Source organism: Variovorax sp. efr-133-TYG-130, assembly GCF_030208835.1.
Taxonomy (GTDB): domain Bacteria; phylum Pseudomonadota; class Gammaproteobacteria; order Burkholderiales; family Burkholderiaceae_C; genus Variovorax.
Genome location: NZ_JARVTD010000013.1, coordinates 126,042 through 148,626, shown reverse-complemented (window position 1 = coordinate 148,626; position 22,585 = coordinate 126,042). Strand labels below are relative to the sequence as shown.

20 protein-coding genes and 1 pseudogene are annotated in these 22,585 nt (G+C 67.1%); 10 read left to right on the top strand and 11 right to left on the bottom strand.

Annotated features, from left to right (window positions below; genetic code table 11):
* Positions 1-361: pseudogene (locus QRN67_RS17620) on the bottom strand (glutamyl-tRNA reductase); the annotation flags it as partial.
* Between the two features lie 111 nt (positions 362-472).
* Here QRN67_RS17620 and QRN67_RS17615 point away from each other — a divergent pair.
* A complete protein-coding gene (locus QRN67_RS17615) occupies positions 473-751 on the top strand; it encodes a hypothetical protein (RefSeq protein ID WP_285412865.1) in 279 nt (92 codons plus the stop codon).
* A 7-nt stretch (positions 752-758) separates the two neighbouring features.
* Here the strand turns inward: QRN67_RS17615 and QRN67_RS17610 are convergent, their stop codons facing one another.
* The 4 genes from QRN67_RS17610 to QRN67_RS17595 all read right to left on the bottom strand — a co-directional run bounded on the left by QRN67_RS17610 (position 759) and on the right by QRN67_RS17595 (position 3,994).
* The gene (locus QRN67_RS17610; RefSeq protein WP_285412864.1) at positions 759-1,277 is read right to left on the bottom strand and encodes a GNAT family N-acetyltransferase; all 519 of its coding nucleotides are present in this window, start codon (positions 1,275-1,277) and stop codon (positions 759-761) included.
* Positions 1,277-2,071 (bottom strand): ABC transporter ATP-binding protein, encoded by a 795-nt coding sequence (locus QRN67_RS17605; protein WP_081267945.1) that lies wholly within the window; start codon positions 2,069-2,071, stop codon positions 1,277-1,279. Before QRN67_RS17605 ends, QRN67_RS17610 begins: the two co-directional genes overlap by 1 nt.
* Positions 2,071-2,967, bottom strand: coding sequence for an ABC transporter permease (locus tag QRN67_RS17600; protein WP_106937033.1), 897 nt, complete (start codon positions 2,965-2,967; stop codon positions 2,071-2,073). The genes QRN67_RS17605 and QRN67_RS17600 overlap by 1 nt, the downstream gene beginning before the upstream one ends.
* Positions 2,968-3,049: 82 nt before the next feature.
* Positions 3,050-3,994, bottom strand: a complete 945-nt coding sequence (locus QRN67_RS17595; RefSeq protein ID WP_285412869.1) for an ABC transporter substrate-binding protein — start codon at positions 3,992-3,994, stop codon at positions 3,050-3,052.
* Between the two features lie 243 nt (positions 3,995-4,237).
* On the opposite strand from QRN67_RS17595, the gene QRN67_RS17590 reads away from it, so the two are divergent.
* The gene (locus QRN67_RS17590; protein ID WP_155742489.1) at positions 4,238-4,708 is read left to right on the top strand and encodes an Lrp/AsnC family transcriptional regulator; all 471 of its coding nucleotides are present in this window, start codon (positions 4,238-4,240) and stop codon (positions 4,706-4,708) included.
* Positions 4,709-4,727: 19 nt separating this feature from the next.
* Here QRN67_RS17590 and QRN67_RS17585 read toward each other — a convergent pair whose 3' ends face one another.
* From QRN67_RS17585 to ugpB, 6 genes are all read right to left on the bottom strand, one after another.
* Entirely contained in the window at positions 4,728-7,148 is a 2,421-nt protein-coding gene (locus QRN67_RS17585; protein ID WP_285412862.1) for a DUF3772 domain-containing protein, read from the bottom strand.
* Positions 7,149-7,199: 51 nt separating this feature from the next.
* The gene (gene ugpQ / locus QRN67_RS17580) at positions 7,200-7,946 is read right to left on the bottom strand and encodes a glycerophosphodiester phosphodiesterase (protein WP_285412860.1); all 747 of its coding nucleotides are present in this window, start codon (positions 7,944-7,946) and stop codon (positions 7,200-7,202) included.
* Positions 7,947-7,949: 3 nt separating this feature from the next.
* On the bottom strand, positions 7,950-8,957 hold the full coding sequence (ugpC, locus tag QRN67_RS17575; protein WP_081267950.1) for a sn-glycerol-3-phosphate ABC transporter ATP-binding protein UgpC: 1,008 nt from the start codon (positions 8,955-8,957) through the stop codon (positions 7,950-7,952).
* Positions 8,958-8,975: 18 nt separating this feature from the next.
* Positions 8,976-9,824, bottom strand: a complete 849-nt coding sequence (gene ugpE, locus QRN67_RS17570; RefSeq protein WP_081267951.1) for a sn-glycerol-3-phosphate ABC transporter permease UgpE — start codon at positions 9,822-9,824, stop codon at positions 8,976-8,978.
* Positions 9,825-9,872: 48 nt separating this feature from the next.
* Positions 9,873-10,754 (bottom strand): sn-glycerol-3-phosphate ABC transporter permease UgpA, encoded by an 882-nt coding sequence (gene ugpA, locus QRN67_RS17565; RefSeq protein WP_081267952.1) that lies wholly within the window; start codon positions 10,752-10,754, stop codon positions 9,873-9,875.
* A 131-nt stretch (positions 10,755-10,885) separates the two neighbouring features.
* Entirely contained in the window at positions 10,886-12,199 is a 1,314-nt protein-coding gene (gene ugpB, locus QRN67_RS17560; RefSeq protein WP_081267953.1) for a sn-glycerol-3-phosphate ABC transporter substrate-binding protein UgpB, read from the bottom strand.
* Between the two features lie 176 nt (positions 12,200-12,375).
* Here ugpB and serA point away from each other — a divergent pair, with 176 nt between their 5' ends.
* The 8 genes from serA to ubiB all read left to right on the top strand — a co-directional run bounded on the left by serA (position 12,376) and on the right by ubiB (position 22,577).
* Positions 12,376-13,605, top strand: a complete 1,230-nt coding sequence (gene serA, locus QRN67_RS17555) for a phosphoglycerate dehydrogenase (protein WP_285412857.1) — start codon at positions 12,376-12,378, stop codon at positions 13,603-13,605.
* A gap of 143 nt (positions 13,606-13,748) precedes the next feature.
* Complete coding sequence (locus QRN67_RS17550) at positions 13,749-17,627, top strand: DUF3683 domain-containing protein (RefSeq protein ID WP_285412855.1); 3,879 nt, start codon at positions 13,749-13,751, stop codon at positions 17,625-17,627.
* On the top strand, positions 17,624-18,070 hold the full coding sequence (locus tag QRN67_RS17545; RefSeq protein WP_285412853.1) for an HIT family protein: 447 nt from the start codon (positions 17,624-17,626) through the stop codon (positions 18,068-18,070). Before QRN67_RS17550 ends, QRN67_RS17545 begins: the two co-directional genes overlap by 4 nt.
* Positions 18,070-18,483, top strand: coding sequence for a gamma-butyrobetaine hydroxylase family protein (locus QRN67_RS17540; RefSeq protein WP_081267957.1), 414 nt, complete (start codon positions 18,070-18,072; stop codon positions 18,481-18,483). The genes QRN67_RS17545 and QRN67_RS17540 overlap by 1 nt, the downstream gene beginning before the upstream one ends.
* Positions 18,484-18,596: 113 nt before the next feature.
* Entirely contained in the window at positions 18,597-19,328 is a 732-nt protein-coding gene (gene ubiE / locus QRN67_RS17535) for a bifunctional demethylmenaquinone methyltransferase/2-methoxy-6-polyprenyl-1,4-benzoquinol methylase UbiE (RefSeq protein ID WP_081267958.1), read from the top strand.
* A gap of 32 nt (positions 19,329-19,360) precedes the next feature.
* Positions 19,361-20,392 (top strand): Tim44 domain-containing protein, encoded by a 1,032-nt coding sequence (locus QRN67_RS17530; protein ID WP_081267959.1) that lies wholly within the window; start codon positions 19,361-19,363, stop codon positions 20,390-20,392.
* A gap of 53 nt (positions 20,393-20,445) precedes the next feature.
* Positions 20,446-21,015 (top strand): ubiquinone biosynthesis accessory factor UbiJ, encoded by a 570-nt coding sequence (locus QRN67_RS17525; RefSeq protein WP_081267960.1) that lies wholly within the window; start codon positions 20,446-20,448, stop codon positions 21,013-21,015.
* Complete coding sequence (ubiB, locus tag QRN67_RS17520; RefSeq protein ID WP_081267961.1) at positions 21,012-22,577, top strand: ubiquinone biosynthesis regulatory protein kinase UbiB; 1,566 nt, start codon at positions 21,012-21,014, stop codon at positions 22,575-22,577. The genes QRN67_RS17525 and ubiB overlap by 4 nt, the downstream gene beginning before the upstream one ends.
* Positions 22,578-22,585 lie beyond the last annotated feature (8 nt).

Below are 22,585 nucleotides of genomic sequence, written 5' to 3'. Positions count from 1 at the left end.
GGATCTGGGCCTCGCCCAGCACCATCGAATCGAGCCCGCTGGCCACGCGGAAGGCGTGGCGCGCGGCTTCGTCGTCATGCAGGGTGTAGGCGTGCGAGCGAAGCAGGGCGGGTGCCACGCCGCCGCTCTGGGCCAGCCAGCCGAAGGTATGGTCGAGCGCGGCGTGTTCGGACGCGCAATAGATCTCGGTGCGGTTGCACGTGGAGATGATCGCGGCCTCGACCTGGGGGTGGCGGCCGGTGCCGAAAGAACTGCGCAGGCTCTGCAGCGTGGGGGCGATCTGGTCGAGCGCAAACGCAAAACGACCGCGCAGATCGAGCGGCGCGGTCGTGTGGTTCAAGCCAAGAGCCCAGACAGACATGCCGTGATTATAAAATCAGCAACCGCGCCGGGCTTGCGCAGGGACAAATGGCTTTCCCTATGACAGCCATAAGCCTCGCCGCATGACCTCCCGCACGCATGCGGCCCCCCGATGGACCTGTCCGACCTCCTCGATCACCTGCTGAATTTCGTCGCACCGGCCGCCTTCATGGCGCTGGTGCTGGTGTTCGCCGGCCGCTACCTGGGCGGCAGGCGTGCCGGCGGACCGCGCTGGTGGGCGCAACTGGTGCTTGTTTTCGCGGCCGGTGTCGCGGTGCTGGCGGCCGGCCTGGCGGTGTTCGGGCGCGACGGGATGATGGCGACGTACGCTGCACTCGTGGTGGTTTGCGGCACCGTGCAATGGCTGGCGATGCGCGGCTGGCGCCGCTGAAAACCGCTCAGGCCGGGTCCAGACGGCGGATCATGTAGACCGACCGGCCGGGGTAGGTGGCCAGCCGGGCCTGCTGCTCGGCGCCATCGGGCTGCGTTGCCGCATAGCCCTGACGCTCCCAGAAACCCACCGAAGACTGCACCGACACCAGCGTCGAATGCCGCCATCCGGCCTGCGCCGCATGCGCCCAGGCATGGCGCACCAGCCGCGGGCCGAGGCCCAGCCCCGCGGCGTCGGGGTGCACCGCCAGGTCGTGCAGGTACAGCGAATCGGCCTGTGCGGCTACTTCGAACTCGCCGTGCAGCGGCGTCAGCTTGCCGGCCACGGACGGATAGCCCGCCAGATAGGCCCGCACGCCGCCGCCATGCTCGGCGACCCAGCCCGTATGGGGTGCGGCCGCGAGCCGGCGCGCGATCAGCTCGCCGTCTTCCACGAAGCCCGCGCCGTAGCAGGCGAGCTGGATCGCCAGCACGGCGTCGAGGTCGGCGGCGCGCATGGCGCGCACGAAGGCGGCGTCCGGCAACATCAGGCCAGCAGCAGCTTGTCGTCGTCCAGCTTCTCGCCGCGGGTCTGCTCGAACATGCGCAGCAGGTCGGGCACGTCGAGGCCGGCGCGCTGTGGGCCGGCCACATCGAGGATCACCTGGCCCTCGTGCAGCATCACCGTGCGCGAGCCGTAGTCCAGCGCCTGGCGCATGCTGTGCGTCACCATCATCGCGGTGAGCTGGCCGGCCTCGACGATCTTGGCCGTCAGCTCCAGCACGAAGGCGGCGGTCTTGGGGTCGAGCGCGGCGGTGTGCTCGTCGAGCAGCAGGATGCGCGAGGGCTTGAGCGAGGCCATCAGCAGGCTCACCGCCTGCCGCTGGCCGCCCGACAGCAGCCCGATGCGGTCGGCCAGGCGGTTCTCCAGCCCCAGCTTCAGGATCGACAGCTTCTCGCGGAACAGCTCGCGCAGGTTGCGGTTGAGCGCGAAGCCGAAGGCCCGCCGCTCGCCGCGCTTCCAGGCCAGCGCCATGTTCTCCTCGATGGTCAGCGCCTCGCAGGTGCCGGCCATCGGATCCTGGAACACACGGGCCACCATGCCCGAGCGCTGCCAGGCGTTCATGCGGGTCACGTCTTTTCCGTCGATCTCGATGCTGCCCTTGTCGACGATCAGGTCGCCGCTCACCGCATTGAGAAAGGTCGACTTGCCCGCGCCGTTCGAGCCGATCACGGTAACGAACTGGCCGGTGGGAATCTCCAGGCCGAGCCCGCGCAGCACGCGGTTCTCGATCGGGGTGCCCGGGTTGAAGGTCATCTCGAGTTGTTGGGCGCGCAGCATCAGTTCTTCCCCTTGAAAAGCGCGCGCAGCTTGCGCTTGTAGGCCGGCACCAGCAGCGCGAACGCCACCAGCACGGCGGTGACCAGGTTCAGGTCTTGCGCCTGCAGGCCCATGAAGTCGGTGTTCAGCGCCATCGCGATGAAGAAGCGGTAGAGCAGCGCGCCCAGCACGCAGGCCAGGGTGGTGATGACCATGCTGCGCGCCGGCAGCAGCGTCTCGCCGATGATCACCGCGGCCAGGCCGATCACGATCGTGCCCACGCCCATGGAGATGTCCGCCGTGCCCTGGCTCTGCGCGAACAGCGCGCCGGCCAGCGCCACCAGCGCGTTCGACAGCGCCAGGCCGGCCATGGTGTGGAAGTCGGTGGAAATGCCCTGGGCCCGCGCCATGCGCGCGTTGCCGCCGGTGGCGCGCATCGCCAGGCCGGCTTCGGAGGCGAAGAACATGTCGACCAGGATCTTGGCGACGATCACGATGAGAAGCAGCAACAGCGGCTTGGCCCACTGCTCGGGCATGCCGCCGAAGTCGACCATGCTGAACACCGTGGGTTCGGTGATGAGCGCCACGTTGGGCTTGCCCATCACGCGCAGGTTGATGGAGTACAGCGCGATCATCACCAGGATGCTCGCGAGCAATTGCATGATCTTCAGCTTCACGTTGAGCCAGGCCGTGACCCAGCCCGCGGCGGCGCCGGCCACGCAGGCCACAGCGGTGGCGGCCGCAGGGTTCCAGCCGGCGACGATCAGCGTCGCGGCCACGGCGGCGCCCAGCGGGAAGCTGCCGTCCACCGTGAGGTCGGGAAAATTGATGATGCGAAACGACATGAAGACGCCCAGCGCGACCAGTCCGAATATCAGACCGATCTCGATGGCGCCCAGCGAGGCGATGAGGGACATGTGGGGAGGCTTCCGGCAGGCGGCGAGGCAACAACGGGCCCGCCCCGGTGGATGAGACCGGGGCGCGGGCCCGTCGAAGGGCTTACTTGGTGCTCACGACCTTCGCCGTCTTCAGCAGCTCGTCGGACAGCGTCACGCCCTGCAGCTTGGCCGCGCCGGGGTTCACCACCAGCTCGAAGTTGGTGGTGGTCTGCGAGGCGATGGTGCCGGGCTTCTCGCCCTTGAGGATGCGCACCACGATCTTGCCGGTCTGGCGGCCGATGTCGCTGTAGTTCAGGCCCAGTGCGGCCACGGCGCCGCGCTCCACGGTGGCCGTGTCGGCCGCAACCACCGGCAGCTTGGCCTGCTGGGCCACCTTCACGATGCCTTCGAAGGCCGAGACCACGTTGTTGTCGGTCGGCGTGTAGATGACGTCGGCCTTGCCGACCAGGCTCTGGGCGGCGGTCGGCACGTCCACCGTGCGGGCGGCGGCGGCCTCGACCACCGTCATGCCGACGGCCGAGGCGGCCTTCTTGAGCGACTCGACGATGGCCACCGAGTTGGCTTCACCGGGGCTGTAGATCACGCCGATGCGCTTGGCGTTCGGCACCACCTGCTTGATGAGGCCAACATGCTTTTCCAGCGGCGACAGGTCGGACACGCCCGTCACGTTGGTGCCGCTGGCCTCCCAGTTCTTCACCAGCTTGGCCGCCACCGGGTCGGTGATGGCCGAGTACACGACCGGGATGGTCTTGGTCGAGGCAACCACGGCCTGCGCCGACGGGGTGGCGATGGCGACGATCACGTCGGGCGCGTCGCCCACGTACTTGCGGGCGATCTGGGCGGCGGTGCCCACGTTGCCTTGCGCGCTTTGATAGGTGAACTTGAGGTTCTTGCCCTCTTCGTAGCCCGAAGCCTTGAGCTCCGCCTTCACGCCGTCGCGCACGGCGTCCAGCGCCGGATGCTCCACGATGGCCGTCACGGCCACCGACTTGGTGTCGGCCGCGAACGAAGGCGCGGCGGCCAGCATGCCGAGGGCCAGGGCCATTGCGCTGAAGGGTGTGCGAAGCAAAGCGTTTTTCACGTAGGGGTCTCCGGAGGGGAAATGGATGCGTCTGAGTGCGCCGCCGGCGGGGCCGGGGCAGTAAATCCAGCGGGCCGGGAATGCGTGCAGCAATCCCGGCGCTCGGAGTCTAGATCGTACTTTGCACAATTAAGGTGCATGAAAGGTCCGGACTTACCCCGCTTTGCACCATAAAATTGCATCCGCAACGGATCAAGGGAAATGAAATTGCACGACGTCGAACTCGACCGGATCGACCGGCGGATTCTCGAACACCTCCAGACGAACGGCCGCGCATCCAATCTGGAGCTGGCGGAGGTGGCCAATCTGTCGCCCGCCCAGTGCCTGAGGCGCCATCGGCGGCTCGAGGAACTGGGGCTGGTCCACGGCTACGCGGCGCGGCTGAATGCGCGCCGGGTCGGGCTGGGCGTGATCGCCTTCATCCACGTGACCATGGCGCGCGGCCATGTCGACGAACTGCCCAAGTTCCAGGACCTGATCGCCGACATGAAGCAGATCCTGGAGTGCTATTCGGTGACGGGCGACTTCGACTACGTGCTCAAGGTCGTCGCACAGGACCTGGAGTCGCTCTCGCAGTTCCTGATGCACACGCTGATGCACATGCCCGGGGTGTCGGCGGTGCGTTCGAGCGTGTGCCTCAACGAGATCAAGTTCACCACCGCGCTGCCTCTGGAGTGAGGGCGGCGCGGCGCTTCGCTCAGCTCTGCACGCCGGGAATCGGCGAGGCGGGCGACGACGGCACGACGGGGGCCGGTGCCTCTGGCGCGGCCGCCATCACCATCGTCGGCACCGCCAGCGGCAGCGAGGCCTTCTTCAGCTCGTCCAGGATCACGAACAGCAGGTCGCTGCGCACCCCGCCCGCCAGCCGGGGGCTCGCCACGTAGGCGATGGCCTGGAAGATCAGCAGCCCGTTCTCTATGCCTTCGAGCGTGAGCGAGGGCGCCGGCGTTTCCAGCACGCCCTCATGCGCCTTGCAGGCCGCCAGGATCAGCTCGCGCACGCGCTGCGCGTCGGTGGTCAGCGGCATCGGCAGGCGGATCAGCACGCGGCCCTCGGCGTTGGCCAGGGTCATGTTGCGCACGGTCTTGGTGATGAACTCCGAGTTCGGCACGATCAGCGTGGAGCGGTCGCCCAGCTGGATTTCGGTGGCGCGCACGTTGATGCGCCGCACATCGCCCTCGGCCGTGCCCAGCACCACCCAGTCGCCCACCTTCACCGGCTGCTCCGCCAGCAGGATCAGCCCCGAGATGAAGTTCTGCACGATCGCCTGCAGGCCGAAGCCGATACCCACCGACAGCGCGCTCGCCACCCACGCGATGCGCTCGATGCCGATGCCCAGCGCCGACAGCGTGAACGCGATCACCATGATGCCGCCGACATAGCCCAGCAGCGTGGTGATGGAGCTCTGCATGCCCGGCTCGAACTGCGTGTTCGGCAGGTAGCTGCGCGTGAGCCAGCGCTTGAACACCCGCAGCATGATGAAGCCCACCACCGCCACCGTCAGCGCGCTGAGGATCGCGCCCGGCACCAGCTGGAACTCGCCCACCTTCACGCCGGAGCCGAGCTTGCCGCCGCGCTGGAACACCTCGCCCGGCGAGGTGCCCAGCGGCGCGGCCAGCGCGATCAGCATGTACACGAACAATGCGACGCGGCTGATGCCCGACAGCACCGTGGCCGCCTGGTCCAGCGTCTGCGGCGCGAGGCCGAAGCTCTTCTGCAGCTTCTGGCCGAAGGCGCTGCGCGACGACGCGATGGCCATGAACACGTCGTCGGCGAACTTGAACAGCACGTAGAAAGCCGCCGCCACGATGCCGGTCCAGGTGAGCTGCGAGGCCAGGAAGCTGCCAAGCGCCACGTAGCCCAGGCCCACCAGCACCCAGATGGCGATCATCAGCGCGCCGATCAGCGCCACCAGCAGGCCGACCCACATCGGCCGCTCGGGCAGGCCGGCCGCGGGGGCGTCCGCGCGCAGGGCCTTCAGCCGGTAGATCACCGTGCCGACGAGCGCGGTGAGGATCAGAGCCGTGAGCACGTGCGTGGCCACCACGGCGGCAAAGCTGGCGTCGACCAGCGCGTTGACTTCGGCCGGCGTCCAGGCCAGTGCCGCCACCAGCGCCACCAGCCAGGGCAGCGCCGCGAGCTTGCCGGCCGTGGCGTCGGGAATCGGCGGCAGCCGCCATGACGGCCGGGCCGTGGCCAGAAGGGCGCGGCCCAGTCCGATGACGAAGGCCATGAAGGTCAGCGCCTGCGCCGAGGACTGCAGCGCCTTGCGCGCCAGCGGGTCCCATGTGGCGTGCGCCTTGAGCACCTCCACGAAGCCATGCGCCGCCACGGCCACCAGCAGCACATGGCTCCCCACGATCCCGATCACCAGCAGCGAGCGCCGCAGCCGGCCGGCGGGCAGCATCCGGGTCGCGAGCCGGGTGAGCAGGCGCTCGGCGGCCCAGACGCCCAGCCATGCCAACAGCAATGCGCCGATGAGCGTCGCGATCACCAGCGTGAGCGACGCGGGCGCCAAGGCCTGGTCGAAACCCGCGCTGAGCGCCGAGCCCATGGTCCGCAGCCGTTCCAGGTCGTCGGGCCAGGCGTCCTGCAGGTCGGTCCAGAAGCGTCCGGTGAGCGGGGAGGCGGCGCGCTCGGTGAGCTGAGCCTCGAACAGTTCACGGCGCTGCGTGACGAGGTCGGTGCCGCGCTGGCGCACGTCGACCGACAGCAGCCGCGCGAGCCGGATGTCGGCGTCCAGCGCGTTGCGCTCCTTGGTCAGGCGCGCACGCTGGCGGGTGATGTCGGGGTCTTCGGTGGCGCCGGCCCCGGGCGGGTTGCCGAGCTCGCCGAGGCGGGCGTTCAGGTCGGCCAGCTCGCCGGTGCGCGCGGCGACGAACTTGTCGGCCTGCGTGCCGATGTCGTTGATCTGCGCGAGCAGCTTGCGCGCGTCATCGTCGGTTTCGGCGGCGGCGCTGAGCTTGTTGAACTGGGCGCGCAGTTCGGCGACCGTGGGCGTCGGAGCGACGGCTGTGGCGGTGCCGCTGTTGTTGCTGCTGTCGGGCTGCGCCATTGCGCCGCCGCACGTCAGCAGCGCGGCGAGGCAGAAGGTCGCGAAACGTAGGGTCCAACTCATGGCCGCATCATAGAAGCCGCCATTGCGTAAGAACCGGTAAGAAATGCAGCCTCAGCCGGCCGGAGGAAAGAGGTCGACCCGGTCGGTGATGATGCCGTCGGTGCCGAGTTCGATCAGCCGCTTCGCGGCCCACTCGTCGTTCACCGTGTAGCTCAGCGCGCGCATGCCGGCGCCGTGCACCTGCGCGACCACGCCGGCGTCCCACAGCGCGTGGTTGCAGACGATGGCCACGCAGCCGAGCTGCCGGGCGGCTTCGAGCCAGCCCTTCCAGAGCGAGTCGAGCAGCAGGCCGCGCGGCAGCTCGGGCTGGGCCGCTTGCGCGCCTTTGAGCGAATCGACCTGGAACGAGGTGAGCAGCGGCGGCACCGCCGCGCCCTGCCACAGGCGGGCGGCTTCGCGCGCCACCACCTCGCCGGTCTCGCGCTCGACGCCCGGCGTGGGCTTGATCTCGATGTTCAGCAGGTGGCCGTTGGCCAGGCAGAAGCGCGCGATGTTCTGCAGCGTGGGCAGCGGCTCGCCGGCATGGCCGCGCGAATGCCAGCCGCCGGCGTCGAGCTGCGACAGCGCGCTCCAGGGCTGCTCGCCGCCGATGCCGCGGCCGCTGGTGGTGCGCTCGAGCTTGGCGTCGTGCATCAGGAACGGCACGCCGTCGGCGCTGAGCTTGGCGTCGCACTCGAACATGCGATAGCCGTGGGCCGCGCCCAGCCTGAAGGCGGCCAGCGTGTTTTCAGGCGCCAGCTTGCCGGCGCCGCGATGCGCGACCCAGCGGGGGTAGGGCCAGGGCTTCAGCTCGCTCATCGTTCAATCCACGCGCTTGCCGGAGCCGGCGTCGAACCAGTGCAGCTTTTCTTCGCGCGCGGCGATCTTCACCGTGTCGCCGGCCACCGGCGGGCGGTCGCCTTCGTCGGTGCGCATGATGATCTGCTCGTCGCCGATGCGGCCGTACACCAGGCGCTCGGCGCCCAGCAGCTCGACCTGCTCGACCTGCACCGACCAGCCGCTTTCGTCGAGCTTCATGTGCTCGGGTCGGATGCCCAGGATCTGGCCCGGGCGCACGCCCGGCGCGTGCTTGAGCAGGTTCATGGGCGGCGAGCCGATGAAGCTGGCCACGAAGGTGGTGGCGGGGCGGTTGTACACCTCCTCGGGCGTCGCGAACTGGTCCATCACGCCGCCGTTCATCACGATGATGCGCTGCGCCAGCGTCATGGCCTCGACCTGGTCGTGCGTGACGAACAGCGAGGTGATGCCGAGCTCGCGGTGCAGCTTCTGGATTTCGAGGCGGGTCTGCGCGCGCAGCTTGGCGTCGAGGTTGGACAGCGGCTCGTCGAACAGGAACACCTGCGGCTGGCGCACGATGGCGCGGCCCATGGCCACGCGCTGGCGCTGGCCGCCGGAGAGTTCGCGCGGCTTGCGCTCCAGCAGGTGGCCCAGCTCGAGGATCTTCGCGGCCTTGTCCACGCGCGCCTTGATCTCGGGCACCGGCACCTTGAGGATCTTCAGGCCGTAGGCCATGTTGGCGAACACCGTCATGTGCGGGTAGAGCGCGTAGTTCTGGAACACCATCGCGATGTCGCGCTCGGACGGCTCGAGGTTGTTCACCACGCGGTTGCCGATGGAGATTTCACCGGCCGAGATTTCCTCGAGGCCGGCCACCATGCGCAGCAGCGTCGACTTGCCGCAGCCCGAGGGGCCGACGATGACGATGAATTCGTGGTCGGCGATCTCGGCGCTCACGCCGTGGATGACCTGGTTGGCTTTCGGCCCGTGGCCGTAGCGCTTGATGACGTTGCGTAGAGAGAGAGCAGCCATGTTTCGTTCGTTCTGCGTTTATTTGTCGGTATCTACCAGGCCCTTGACGAACCACTTCTGCATCAGCACCACCACGATGCCCGGCGGCAGCATGGCGAGCACGGCGGTGGCCATGACCACGTTCCAGTCCACCGGCGATTCGCCGTTGCCGGTCATGGCCTTGATGCCGACCACGATCGGGTACATGTTCTCGCTGGTCGCGGCGATCAGCGGCCAGAGGTACTGGTTCCAGCCGTAGATGAACTGGATCACGAACAGCGCCGCGATGCTGGTCTTCGACAGCGGCAGCAGGATGTCCTTGAAGAAGCGCATGGCGCCGGCACCGTCCACCCGGGCGGCTTCCACCAGCTCGTCGGGCACCGTCAGGAAGAACTGGCGGAACAGGAAGGTGGCCGTGGCCGAGGCGATCAGCGGCACCGAGAGCCCCGCGAAGGTGTTGATCATGCCGAGGCTGGCGACCACCTGGTAGGTCGGGCCGATGCGCACTTCGACCGGCAGCATCAGCGTGATGAAGATCAGCCAGAAGCACAGGCTGCGCAGCGGGAAGCGGAAGTACACCACCGCGAAGGCCGACAGCAGCGAGATGCTGATCTTGCCGAAGGTGATGATGAAGGTGATGACCGAGCTGACCCAGATCATGCGGGCCACCGACACGTTGGTGCTGGTGCGCCCGCCGCCGGTCAGCGCGGCCTTGTAGGTTTCCCAGAAGTTGGCGCCGGGCAGGATCGGCATCGGCGCCTGCATGATTTCCTGCGGCGTGTGCGTGGAGGCGACGAAGGCCAGGTAGATCGGGAAGACCACCAGCAGCACGCCGAAGATCATGATCGCGTGCGCGAGGATGCCGAGGGAGGGGCGGCGCTCAACCATGGCGGGCCTCCGTGGTCGTGGTATTGAGTTGCATGAGGGGGGAGGTCATCAGTACTGGACCTTCTTTTCGACGTAGCGGAACTGCAGCACCGTGAGGCAGATGACGATGGCCATCAGCACGACCGACTGCGCGGCCGCGCCGCCGAAGTCCATGCCGCGGAAGCCGTCGAAGTAGACGCGGTAGACCAGCGTGGCGGTGTCCTTGCCGGGGCCGCCCTGCGTGGTGGCGTCGATGATCGCGAAGGTGTCGAAGAAGGCGTACACCATGTTGATCACCAGCAGGAAGAAGGTGGTGGGGGTGAGCAGGGGGAACTGGATGGTCCAGAAGCGGCGCATCGGGCGCGCGCCGTCGATGGCCGCGGCCTCGATCAGCGACTTCGGGATCGATTGCAGGCCCGCCAGGAAGAACAGGAAGTTGTACGAGATCTGCTTCCAGACCGCCGCCATCACGACCAGCGCCATCGCGTCGCCGCCGTTGAGCAGGTGGTTCCAGCTGAAGCCCATCTTCTTGAGCCAGTAGGCGACGATGCCGATCGACGACGAGAACATGAACGACCAGAGCAGCCCGGTGACCACCGGCGCCACCGCGTACGGCAGGATCAGCACGCTGCGGTAGAAGCGCGAGCCGCGCACCACGCGGTCGGCAAAGACGGCCAGCACCAGCGCGATGGACAGGCCGAGCACCGTCACCAGCGTCGAGAAGATCAGCGTGGTCTGGAACGACGCCATGTAGGTGCTGTCGTTCCAAAGCGCCACGAAATTGTCGAATCCGACCCATGTGACCGAATTGCCGAAGGCATCCTGCTGCTGCAGCGACTGCACCAGCGCCTGGCCGGCGGGCCAGAAAAAGAAGACGCCGACGATGATCAGCTGCGGGGCGAGCAAAGCCCAGGGCAGCCAGCTCGAGCGGAAGAGGACGCGTTTTTCCATGGGAGAGGGCGTTCAGGTCACAGACACACTAAATAAGCAAACAGCCAGCACTGCACGGGGGCAGGCTGGCTTGCGATGTTAAAACGAACCGAAACGAACATTCGTTCGCGCCGATTCGCCGGGTGCAGAGCTTACTTGTTTGCGGCCTGGAATTTCACCAAAAGTTCGTTTCCGCGCTTGACGGCGCTGTCCAGGGCTTCCTTGGGCGTCTTCTTGCCGGTCCAGATCAGCTCGGTTTCCTCGTCTTCGATGGCGCGGATCTGGGGCAGGTTGCCCAGGCGCACGCCACGCGACTTGTCGGTCGTCTTCTTGATCATCTGGTTCACGGCCACGTCGGTGCCCGGGTTTTCCTTGTAGAAGCCGGTCTTCTCGGTCAGCTCATAGGAAGCCATGGTGATCGGCAGGTAGCCGGTGCGCATGTGGCTCTCGGACTGGACCTTGGGGCTCGACAGGAAGGTGAAGAACGCGGCCACGCCCTTGTAGTTGGCGGCCGGCTTGCCCGACATCACCCACAGGCTGGCACCACCGACGATGGTGTTCTGGGGCGCGCCCTGCACGTCCGGGTAGTACGGCAGCGCCGACTCGGCGAACTTGAACTTGGCGTCGCGCTTCACGCTGGCGTAGCTGCCCGACGAGCCGATGAACATGGCGCATTCGCCCGAGGTGAACGAGGTGATGGGCTTGCTGGCGCGGCCCTTGTAGACGAACAGGCCCTGCTTGGCCATGTTGGACAGGTTCTCGAAGTGGCGAACGTGCAGCGGCGAGTTGAATTCCAGGCGCGCGTCGAGGCCGCCGAAGCCGTTGTTCTTGGTGGCGTACGAGGTGTTGTGCCAGGCCGAGAAGCTCTCGAGCTGGGCCCAGCTCATCCACGAGGTGGTGAACGGGCACTGGTTGCCGCTGGCCTTGAGCTTGGCGGCGGCCGCAACGACTTCAGGCCAGGTGGCGGGAGCCTTTTCAGGGTCCAGGCCGGCGGTCTTGAAGGCGTCCTTGTTGTAATAGAACACCGTCGTCGAGCTGTTGAACGGGAACGACAGCATCTGGCCGTTGGGGGCCGTGTAGTAGCCGGCCACGGCGGGGATGTAGGCCTTGGGGTCGAACTTCTGGCCGCCTTCCTTCATGACGTCGGCCACGGGCTTGATGGCGCCCTTGGAGTACATCATGGTGGCGGTGCCCACTTCGAACACCTGGAGGATGTCGGGCGCGTTGCCCGAGCGGAAGGCGGCGATGCCGGCGGCCATGGACTGGTCGTATTCGCCCTTGTAGGTGGGAACGACCTTGTAGTCCTTCTGGCTCTCGTTGAACTGCTTGGCCAGGTCGTTGACCCAGTCGTTCAGGGCGCCATCCATCGAATGCCACCACTGGATTTCAGTCTGGGCCTGGGCGAGAACTGGCATCACCAGCGAGGTGGCCAGCGCCGAAGCGATGGCGAGCGTCTTGAAGCGCATGAAGAAAACTCCTGAGGGTTTGAGAAACCCGCGATATTAGGTTACGAATATGAACGTTTCGCGGCGATTGTTTTCGCATGAACGCGATTTCACTCAAACCGGGGAAACCCTTTTGACCATCCGCGCTCCTGTTTGGTGCATCGGCTTGCTGCGCTGCACCATGCTAGCCTTCGGGAATGAGCAAAACCTCTCTCGACAAAAGCAAGATCAAGTTCCTTCTTCTTGAGGGCATTCATCCTTCGGCCATCGAGGTGATCCGCGAGGCCGGCTACAGTCAGATCGAGACCCTGCCCAAGGCCCTGCAGGGCGAAGAGCTCAAGGCCAAGCTGGCCGACGTGCACTTCCTGGGCATCCGGTCGCAAAGCCAGCTCACGGCCGACGTGCTGTCGGCCGCGCCCAAGCTGGTGGCGGTGGGCTGCTTCTGCATCGGCACCAACCAGGTCGACCTGGACGCCGCCCGCGAGCGCGGCGTGGCGGTTTTCAACGCTCCCTACTCCAACACCCGCTCGGTGGCCGAACTGGTGCTGGCCGAGGCCATCCTGCTGCTGCGCGGCATCCCGGAGAAAAATGCCCTGGCGCACCGCGGCGGCTGGCTCAAGTCGGCCGTCAATTCGCACGAAATCCGCGGCAAGACGCTGGGCATCGTGGGCTACGGCTCCATCGGCACCCAGCTTTCCGTGCTGGCCGAAGCGCTGGGCATGCATGTGGCCTTCTACGACGTGGTCAGCAAGCTGCCGCTGGGCAATGCCCGCCAGGTGCCCAAGCTGCACGACCTGCTGGCCCAGAGCGACATCGTGACCCTGCACGTGCCCGAGCTGCCGTCCACCAAGTGGATGATCGGCGAGGCCGAGATCGCCGCCATGAAGCCGGGCGGCATCCTGATCAACGCCGCGCGCGGCACCGTCGTCGAGATCGACGCCCTGGCCGCCGCCATCAAGGCCAAGAAGCTCTGGGGCGCCGCCATCGACGTGTTCCCGGTCGAGCCGGGCAGCAACAAGGACGAGTTCGTGTCCCCGCTGCGCGGCCTGGACAACGTGATCCTGACCCCGCACATCGGCGGCTCGACCATGGAGGCGCAGGCCAACATCGGCGGGGAAGTGGCGGAGAAGCTGGTCAAGTACAGCGACAACGGCACCTCGATCTCGTCGGTCAACTTCCCCGAGGTGGCGCTGCCCGCGCACCCCGGCAAGCACCGCCTGCTGCACATCCACCGGAACGTGCCGGGCGTGCTGTCGGAGATCAACAAGATCTTCTCGGACAACAACATCAACATCGCCTCGCAGTACCTGCAGACCAACGAGAAGGTCGGCTACGTGGTGATGGACATCGACGCCGCCTCGTCCGACCTGGCGCTGGAGAAGCTGGCCAAGGTGAACGGCACCATCCGCAGCCGCGTGCTGTTCTGAGCTTTTCCGGGGTGCCGGGACGCGGCACCGCCGCGCTTAGCACAAGGGCGTAGCGGGCGCCACGAGGCAAGACCCCAGTCGCTGCCCTAAAATCTCCGGCCCGGCTGAATGGGCGCGCAGCGCCTGGCCGAGGCGCCACCCCGATGAATGCTCCGACCGCGTTGAATACGCTGTTGTCACAGGCCGCAGAGCCTGTGCGACTGCGCGAGATCCCGTACAACTACACCAGTTTCTCCGACCGCGAGATCGTGATTCGCCTGCTGGGCGAACGCGGCTGGGACCTGCTCCAGAACCTGCGCGCCGAGCGCCGCACCGGCCGATCGGCGCGCATGCTCTACGAGGTGCTGGGCGACATCTGGGTCGTGCAGCGCAACCCCTATCTCGTCGACGACCTGCTCGACAACCCGCGCCGGCGCGGCCAGCTGGTCGATGCCCTCAGGCACCGCCTGGCCGAAGTGCAGAAGCGCCGCACCCCCGACAGCGACCTGCCGCGCGACCAGCTCGTGGGCGAGCTCACCGGCCTGGTGGGCGACGCCGTGGCTGCATTCGACACCAAGTTCCGCGACGTCGCCGCCCTGCGCCGCAAGGCCACGCGCGTGCTGCGCCGGCTCACGGCCAAGGACAACATCAAGTTCGACGGGCTGTCGCGCGTGTCGCATGTGACGGACGCCACCGACTGGCGCGTGGAGTACCCCTTCGTGGTGCTGTGCCCCGACACCGAGGCCGAGATGGCGCTGCTGGTCAAGGGCTGCATCGAGCTGGGCCTGACCATCATTCCGCGCGGGGGCGGCACCGGCTACACCGGCGGCGCCATTCCGCTGACCTGGAAGAGCGTGGTCATCAACACCGAGAAGCTCGAGGCGATGACCGAGGTCGAGCATGTCTCGCTGCCCGGCCTGGATGCGTCCGTGCCGACCATCTGGACCGAGGCCGGCGTGGTCACGCAGCGCGTGGCCGACGCGGCCGAGCGCGCGGGCTTCGTGTTCGCGGTCGACCCGACCTCTGCCGAAGCCTCCTGCGTGGGCGGCAACGTGGCCATGAACGCGGGCGGCAAGAAGGCCGTGCTCTGGGGTACGGCGCTCGACAACCTCGCCTCGTGGCGCATGGTCACGCCGCAGGCCGAATGGCTCGAAGTCACGCGCATTGGCCACAACCTCGGCAAGATCCACGACGCCGAGAGCGCCGTGTTCGAGCTGCAGTACTACGCGGCCGACGGCAAGACGAAGCTGCGCACAGAGCGCCTGGACATCCCGGGGCGCACCTTCCGCAAGGAAGGCCTCGGCAAGGACGTGACCGACAAGTTCCTGTCGGGCCTGCCGGGCATCCAGAAAGAGGGCTGCGACGGCCTCATCACCAGCTGCCGCTGGGTGGTGCACCGCATGCCGGCGCACACCCGCACCGTCTGCCTGGAGTTCTTCGGCAACGCCAAGGACGCGGTGCCCAGCATCGTCGAGATCAAGGACTTCATGTTCGCCGAGCAGAAGCGCTCCGGCGTGCTGCTGGCCGGCCTGGAGCACCTGGACGACCGCTACCTGAAGGCCGTGGGCTACGCCACCAAGTCGAAGAAGCACGGCGGCCTTCCCAAGATGGTGCTGTTCGGAGACATCGCCGGCGACGACGCCGATGCGGTGGCGCGCGTTACGTCGGAAGTGGTGCGCATCGCCAATTCGCGCAGCGGCGAAGGCTTCATTGCCATCAGCCCCGAGGCGCGCAAGAAGTTCTGGCTCGACCGCAAGCGCACGGCCGCCATCAGCAAGCACACCAACGCCTTCAAGATCAACGAAGACGTGGTGATCCCGCTGCCGCGCATGGCCGAGTACAGCGACGGCATCGAGCGCATCAACATCGAGCTGTCGCTGCAGAACAAGCTGGCGCTGACCGACGAACTGGAGGCCTTCCTCACGCGGGGCAACCTGCCGCTGGGCAAGACCGACGACGCGCACGAGATTCCCGCGGCCGAACTGCTCGAAGACCGCGTGGCGCAGGCCGTGGCGCTGGTGCAAGAGGTGCGGGCGCTGTGGGCCGGCTGGCTGCGTGATGTCGATGCGCAGTTCGCGCAGCTGCAGGACCACACCCTGCGCGCGAGCTGGAAGACGCAGCTGCGCCAGCCGCTGCAGGAGACTTTCTCGGGCGCCGAGTTCGCGCCGATCCTGGCCGAATGCACGGCCATCCACAAGCGCGTGCTCAAGGGCCGCGTGTGGGTCGCGCTGCACATGCACGCGGGCGACGGCAACGTGCACACCAACATTCCCGTCAACAGCGACAACTACGAGATGCTGCAGACCGCGCATGCCGCGGTGGTGCGCATCATGGCGCTGGCGCGCAGCCTCGACGGCGTGATCTCGGGCGAGCACGGCATCGGCATCACCAAGCTCGAGTTCCTGAGCGACGAGGAGCTGCGCCCGTTCACCGAGTACAAGGCCAAGGTCGACCCCGAAGGCCGCTTCAACAAGGGCAAGCTGCTGCGCGCGCCCGCCGGCCAGGTCGAGACGCTGCATGCCGACCTGACCAACGCCTACACGCCGAGCTTCGGCCTCATGGGCCACGAGTCGCTGATCATGCAGCAGAGCGACATCGGCGCCATTGCCGACAGCGTGAAGGACTGCCTGCGCTGCGGCAAGTGCAAGCCGGTGTGCGCCACGCACGTGCCGCGCGCCAACCTGCTCTACAGCCCGCGCAACAAGATCCTCGCCACCTCGCTGCTGGTGGAGGCCTTCCTCTACGAAGAGCAGACGCGGCGCGGCGTGAGCATCAAGCACTGGGAAGAGTTCGAGGACGTGGCCGACCACTGCACCGTGTGCCACAAGTGCCTCACGCCGTGCCCGGTGAAGATCGACTTCGGCGACGTGTCGATGAACATGCGCAACCTGCTGCGCAAGATGGGGCAGAAGAGCTTCCGCCCCGGCAACGCGGCCGCGATGTTCTTTCTCAACGCGACCAACCCGCAGACCATCAAGACGATGCGCGCGGGCATGGTGGGCGTGGGCTTCAAGGCGCAGCGCCTCGCCAACGACCTGCTGCGCGGCCTCGCGAAGAAGCAGACCGCGGCGCCGCCGGCGTCGCTGGGCGCGGCGCCCATCAAGGAGCAGGTGATCCACTTCATCAACAAGAAGATGCCGGGCGGCCTGCCCAAGCAGACGGCGCGCGCGCTGCTCGACATCGAGGATGCCGACTACGTGCCGATCATCCGCAACCCGAAGGCCACCACCTCGGAGACCGAGGCGGTCTTCTACTTTCCGGGGTGCGGTTCGGAGCGGCTGTTCTCGCAGGTGGGGCTGGCCACGCAGGCCATGCTGTGGCATGCGGGCGTGCAGACCGTGCTGCCGCCGGGCTACCTGTGCTGCGGCTATCCGCAGCGCGGCAGCGGCCAGTTCGACAAGGCCGAGAAGATGATCACGGACAACCGCGTGCTCTTCCACCGCGTGGCCAACACGCTCAACTACCTCGACATCAAGACGGTGGTGGTGAGCTGCGGCACCTGCTACGACCAGCTGCAGGGCTACCAGTTCGACAAGATCTTCCCGGGCTGCCGCATCATCGACATCCACGAGTACCTGCTCGAAAAGGGCATCACGCTGGCCGATGCCGGCGGTGGCGGCTACCTGTACCACGACCCCTGCCATTCGCCGATGAAGCAACAGGACCCGATGAAGACCGTGAAGGCGCTGGTCGGCGACAACGTGCTCAAGAACGACCGCTGCTGCGGCGAGTCGGGCACGCTGGGCGTTTCGCGGCCCGACATCTCCACGCAGATCCGCTTCCGCAAGGAAGAAGAGCTGAAGAAGGGCGAGGCCGCGCTGCGCGACAGCGGCAAGGTCGGCGCACAGGACAACGTGAAGATCCTCACCAGCTGCCCGAGCTGCCTGCAGGGCCTCTCGCGCTACGGCAACGACCTGAACAACGGCCTGCTCGAAGCCGACTACATCGTGGTCGAGATGGCCAACAAGATCCTCGGCGCCGACTGGATGCCCACCTACGTGGCGGCCGCCAACCAGGGCGGCATCGAGCGGGTGCTGGTATGACCGGGGCGGCGCGGCAAGGCTGCGTGCTCTGCGAAGGCCTGGGCGGGCGCCTCGTGTTCGAGGGCGCGAAGCTGCGCGTCATCCATGCGGAGGAAGCGGGCTTCCCGGCCTTCTATCGCGTGGTCTGGCGCGACCACGCGGCGGAGTTCTCCGACCTGGATTCAGCCGATCGAGTGCTGTGCATGGAGGCGGTGGCCGTGGTCGAGCAGTGCATGCGCGAGCGGCTCAAGCCCGCCAAGATGAACATCGCCGCGCTCGGCAACATGGTGCCGCATCTGCACTGGCACGTGATCGCGCGCTTTGCCGGCGACAGCCATTTCCCCGGCTCCGTGTGGGCTCCGGCGCAGCGCGAGCGCAATGCGGCACACGAGGCGGAGATCGCCTCGCAGCTGCAGGCCCTGGAGGCTGCGATGATCGAGCGACTGGGCACAAGGAGTTTCTGATGGCAGGCTTGAAACCGGGCGCACCGACGCCGCAATCGATCACCGTTCACGGCCAGTCGCGCGTGCTCGAGGTGGGCTTCTCGGACGGCGCGAGCTTTCGCATTCCCTTCGAGCTGATGCGCATCTACTCGCCTTCGGCCGAGGTGCAGGGCCATGGCCCGGGCCAGGAAATCCTGCAGACCGGCAAGCGCGACGTGGAGCTGGTCGACCTCGAAGCCGTGGGCAACTATGCCGTGCAGCCGACCTTCAGCGACGGCCACAACACCGGCATCTATTCGTGGGACCTGCTCTACGAACTGGGCGCGAAGCAGGCCGAGCTGTGGGCCACTTACGAGCAGAGGCTGGCCGCTGCAGGCGTCGATCGAGACGCGCCGATGATCGAGCAGGGCGGGCACGGCTGCAGCAGCCACTGAGCTGGAGCCATGGCCCTACACCCGTAAAGGGCGGGCGGAAAAAGCAACAAATGTCCGCCGTGCGTGCGGGGTCGTCGGCTTGATGTGAAGGCTTCCGGCCTAACATCGGTTGCATGAGCACCACACACTTCGGCTTCGAAACAGTCGACGAAAGCGAGAAGGCGAAACGCGTACGCGGCGTCTTCGACTCGGTCGCCTCGCGCTACGACGTCATGAACGACCTGATGTCCGCGGGCCTGCACCGTGCATGGAAGGCCTACACCGTGATGGTCGCGAACGTGGGCGAAGGCTCGCGTGTCCTCGACATCGCGGGCGGCACCGGCGACCTCGCCCTGGCCTTCGCCAAGAAGGTCGGCGCCACCGGCGAGGTGGTCCACACCGACATCAACGAAGCCATGCTGCGCACCGGCCGCGACCGACTGCTCGACGCCGGCGTGTCGTTGCCCACGATGGTCTGCGACGCCGAGAAGCTGCCTTTCCCCGACAACCACTTCGACGTGGTCACCGTGGCCTTCGGCCTGCGCAACATGACCCACAAGGACATCGCGCTGAAAGAAATGAACCGCGTGCTCAAGCCGCGCGGCAAGCTGCTCGTGCTGGAGTTCTCGAAGGTCGCCAAGCCGCTGGCCAAGGCCTACGACTGGTACTCCTTCAACGTGCTGCCGCGCCTGGGCAAGCTCGTGGCCGGCGACGACGCGAGCTATCGCTACCTGGCCGAATCCATCCGGATGCACCCCTCGCAAGAGGAGCTCAAGACCCTCATGAAAGAGGGCGGTTTCGGACATGTGGACTATCACAACATGACTGGTGGCATCGCCGCCCTCCATGTTGGAATCAAATGTTGATGAGGCGAATCTTTCGCTCAAGAGGAGACGACATGAAGAGTTTGGGTACTTTGTTCTTGGCGGTCGCGATGGTGCTGGGCAGTGTCCAGGCCGAAGCGGCCCGCATGGGTGGCGGCAAGTCGGTGGGACGCCAGTCGTCCAACGTGACGCAGCGCCAGGCCACTCCGCCGGCAGCGCCCGGCGCGCCCGCGCAGCAAGGCGCGTCCAACGCGGCAGCGGCCAAGCCCGGTGCCGCCGCTCCCGCGGCCGCCGCGCCGAAGCGCCCCTGGGGTGCAATGCTCGGCGGCCTCGCGGCCGGCCTGGGCCTCGCATGGCTCGCAAATTCGCTCGGCCTCGGCGCGGGCTTCGGCAACATCCTGCTGATCGGCCTGCTCGTGCTGGCCGGCGTGGTGGTGTGGCGCATGATCAAGGCTCGCTCGCAGCAAGCCTCGGGCGCCAGCCGCCAGGGCGGTTTCGCGTTCCAGGGCGCGGGCGCCAGCCCGAGCAATGCCAGCGCACCGGTGCAGTACAGCCCGGCCAACGTCGGCAACGACGCATCGGCACGCCCATGGGAGCGCAATGCGACCGCATTCGACGCGACGCCCGCCGCAGGCCACGGCAGCAGCCTTTCCGCAGCGGGTGCGGCGGCCGGCGGCAGCATGATCGGCTCGGCACTGGGTGGTTCGCAGTCGTGGGGCATTCCCGCCGGCTTCGACGTCGAGGGCTTCCTCGGCGCCGCCAAGCGCAACTTCGTGACGCTGCAGGACGCATGGGATCGCGCCGACGTGTCGATGCTGCGTTCCATGATGACCGACAGCATGGTCGACGAGATCCGCTCGCAGCTAGCCGACCGCGCCAGCCACACCGGCGGCGCTTCGAACAAGACCGAAGTCGTGATGCTCGACGCCAAGCTGCTCGGCATCGAGGAGCTGCCCGACGCCTACATGGCGAGCGTGGAGTTCTCCGGCATGATCCGCGAAGACGCCTCGGCGGGCCCCGGCCCGTTCCGCGAAGTCTGGAACATGACCAAGCCCATCAGCGGCACCAGCGGCTGGCTCGTGGCCGGCGTGCAGGCTCTGCAGTAAAAACCGGGCCGCGGCCGGCGCCCGGCCGCGGTACAGGCCGGATAATGGGGACTATGGCCACACCATCGTCCCCTTTTTCTTTTCTCGGCGACCTTTTCAATCGCATCGGCGAGCGCCTCCAGCCGCCGGACTGGGCAGTCCACGAGATCCAGCACCGCGCGGTCCTGTTCCTGAACCACGTGCTGCAGCAGGAGCCTGAAGCCCAGCAGCGGCTTCTGCGCCAGCAGGGGCGGGTGGTGCGCTTCCAGTGGCGCTTCGTGACCATGGAACTGGTGGCCACGCCGGCCGGCCTGCTCGACCTGGCCCCGGCAGGCTCGGTGCCCGAGCTCACGCTCACCGTCACCGAAGATTCCCCCTTCGACATCGCTCGCGCCACGCTGCGCGGCGACAAGCCCTCCGTGCAGATCATCGGTGACGTGCAGCTGGCCGCAGAGGTCAACTGGCTGGTCGATCACGTGCGCTGGGACATCGAGGACGACCTTGCCCGCGTGATCGGCGACGTGCCCGCGCACACGCTCGGCAACGCCGTGCGGCGCGTGGTGGGCGCGCTGCGCCAGTTCGTCGGCGACCGCACGGCGCGCGCCGGCGCTTCGACGACCGGCTCGGCGAGCAACGCCGAATGAGGCGCTTCTATCGCGGCTTGTTCATCGTCTGGGTCGCGCTGCGGTACGGCCTCGACGAGCTCGTGCTCACGAGCTTCCAGAAGCCCTGGCTGCGCGTGGTCGCGCGCGTCGTGTCCGTCGGCCGCAACCTCGACGCGCCGCGCGGCCAGCGGCTGCGCGAGGCGCTCGAAAGGCTCGGCCCCATCTTCGTGAAGTTCGGCCAGGTGCTGTCGACCCGGCGCGACCTGCTGCCGCCCGACATCGCCGACGAACTGGCCTTCCTGCAGGACCGCGTGCCGCCGTTCCCATCGGCGGTGGCCATTGCGACCATCGAGCGCGCGTTCCGCCGTCCGGTGGGCGACGTGTTCGTGCAGTTCGACGAGACACCCATCGCCAGCGCATCGATCGCCCAGGTGCACTTCGCGACCATCCGCACCAACGAGGGCGAACTGCGCGAGGTCGCGGTCAAGGTGCTGCGCCCCAACATGCGCGGCGTGATCGAGAAAGACCTGGCGCTCATGGCCATGATGGCCGGCTGGGTCGAGGGCCTCTCGGCCGATGGCAAGCGGCTGAAGCCGCGCGAGGTGGTCGGCGAGTTCGACAAATACCTGCACGACGAACTCGACCTGGTGCGCGAGGCCGCCAACGCGGCCCAGCTGCGCCGCAACATGTCCGAGCTCGACCTGGTGCTGATCCCCGAGATGTTCTGGGACTTCTGCCATCCCGAGGTCATCGTTATGGAGCGCATGAAGGGCGTGCCCATCGCGCAGATGGACCGCCTGCGCGCGGCCGGCGTCGACATTCCCAAGCTGGCGCGCGACGGCGTCACGATCTTCTTCACGCAGGTGTTCCGCGACGGCTTCTTCCATGCCGACATGCACCCCGGCAACATCCAGGTGAGCCTGGAGCCCGAGACCTTCGGGCGCTACATCTCGCTGGACTTCGGGATCATCGGCACGCTGACCGAGTCGGACAAGGAATACCTGGCGCAGAACTTCGTGGCCTTCTTCCGGCGCGACTACAAGCGCGTGGCCGAGCTGCACCTCGAAAGCGGCTGGGTGCCGGTGGGCACCCGCATCGACGAGCTGGAGGCGGCCATCCGCACCGTCTGCGAGCCGTACTTCGACCGGCCGCTGAAGGAAATCTCGCTGGGCATGGTGCTGATGCGCCTGTTCCAGACCTCGCGCCGCTTCCACGTCGAGATCCAGCCGCAGCTTGTGCTGCTGCAGAAGACGCTGCTCAACATCGAGGGCCTGGGCCGCAACATCGACCCCGAGCTCGACCTCTGGGCCACCGCCAAGCCTTTCCTCGAGAAGTGGATGGTCGACCAGATCGGCCCCAAGAAACTGTTCCAGCAGCTCCGGGCCGAAGCGCCCCGGTACGCCAAATTGCTGCCCCAATTGCCGCGGCTTCTGCACGATTTCCTCGAAAATCGGCCCGCCGACAACCGCCGCGAGCTGCTCGAACTGCTGGCCGAGCAGAAGCGCACGAATCGGTTGTTACAAACCATCGTCTACGGTGGCATAGGTTTTGTATTGGGGTTGCTCGCCATGCAGTTGCTGGTGCGCGTGCGTCTGTTCTAGAGGAGTTT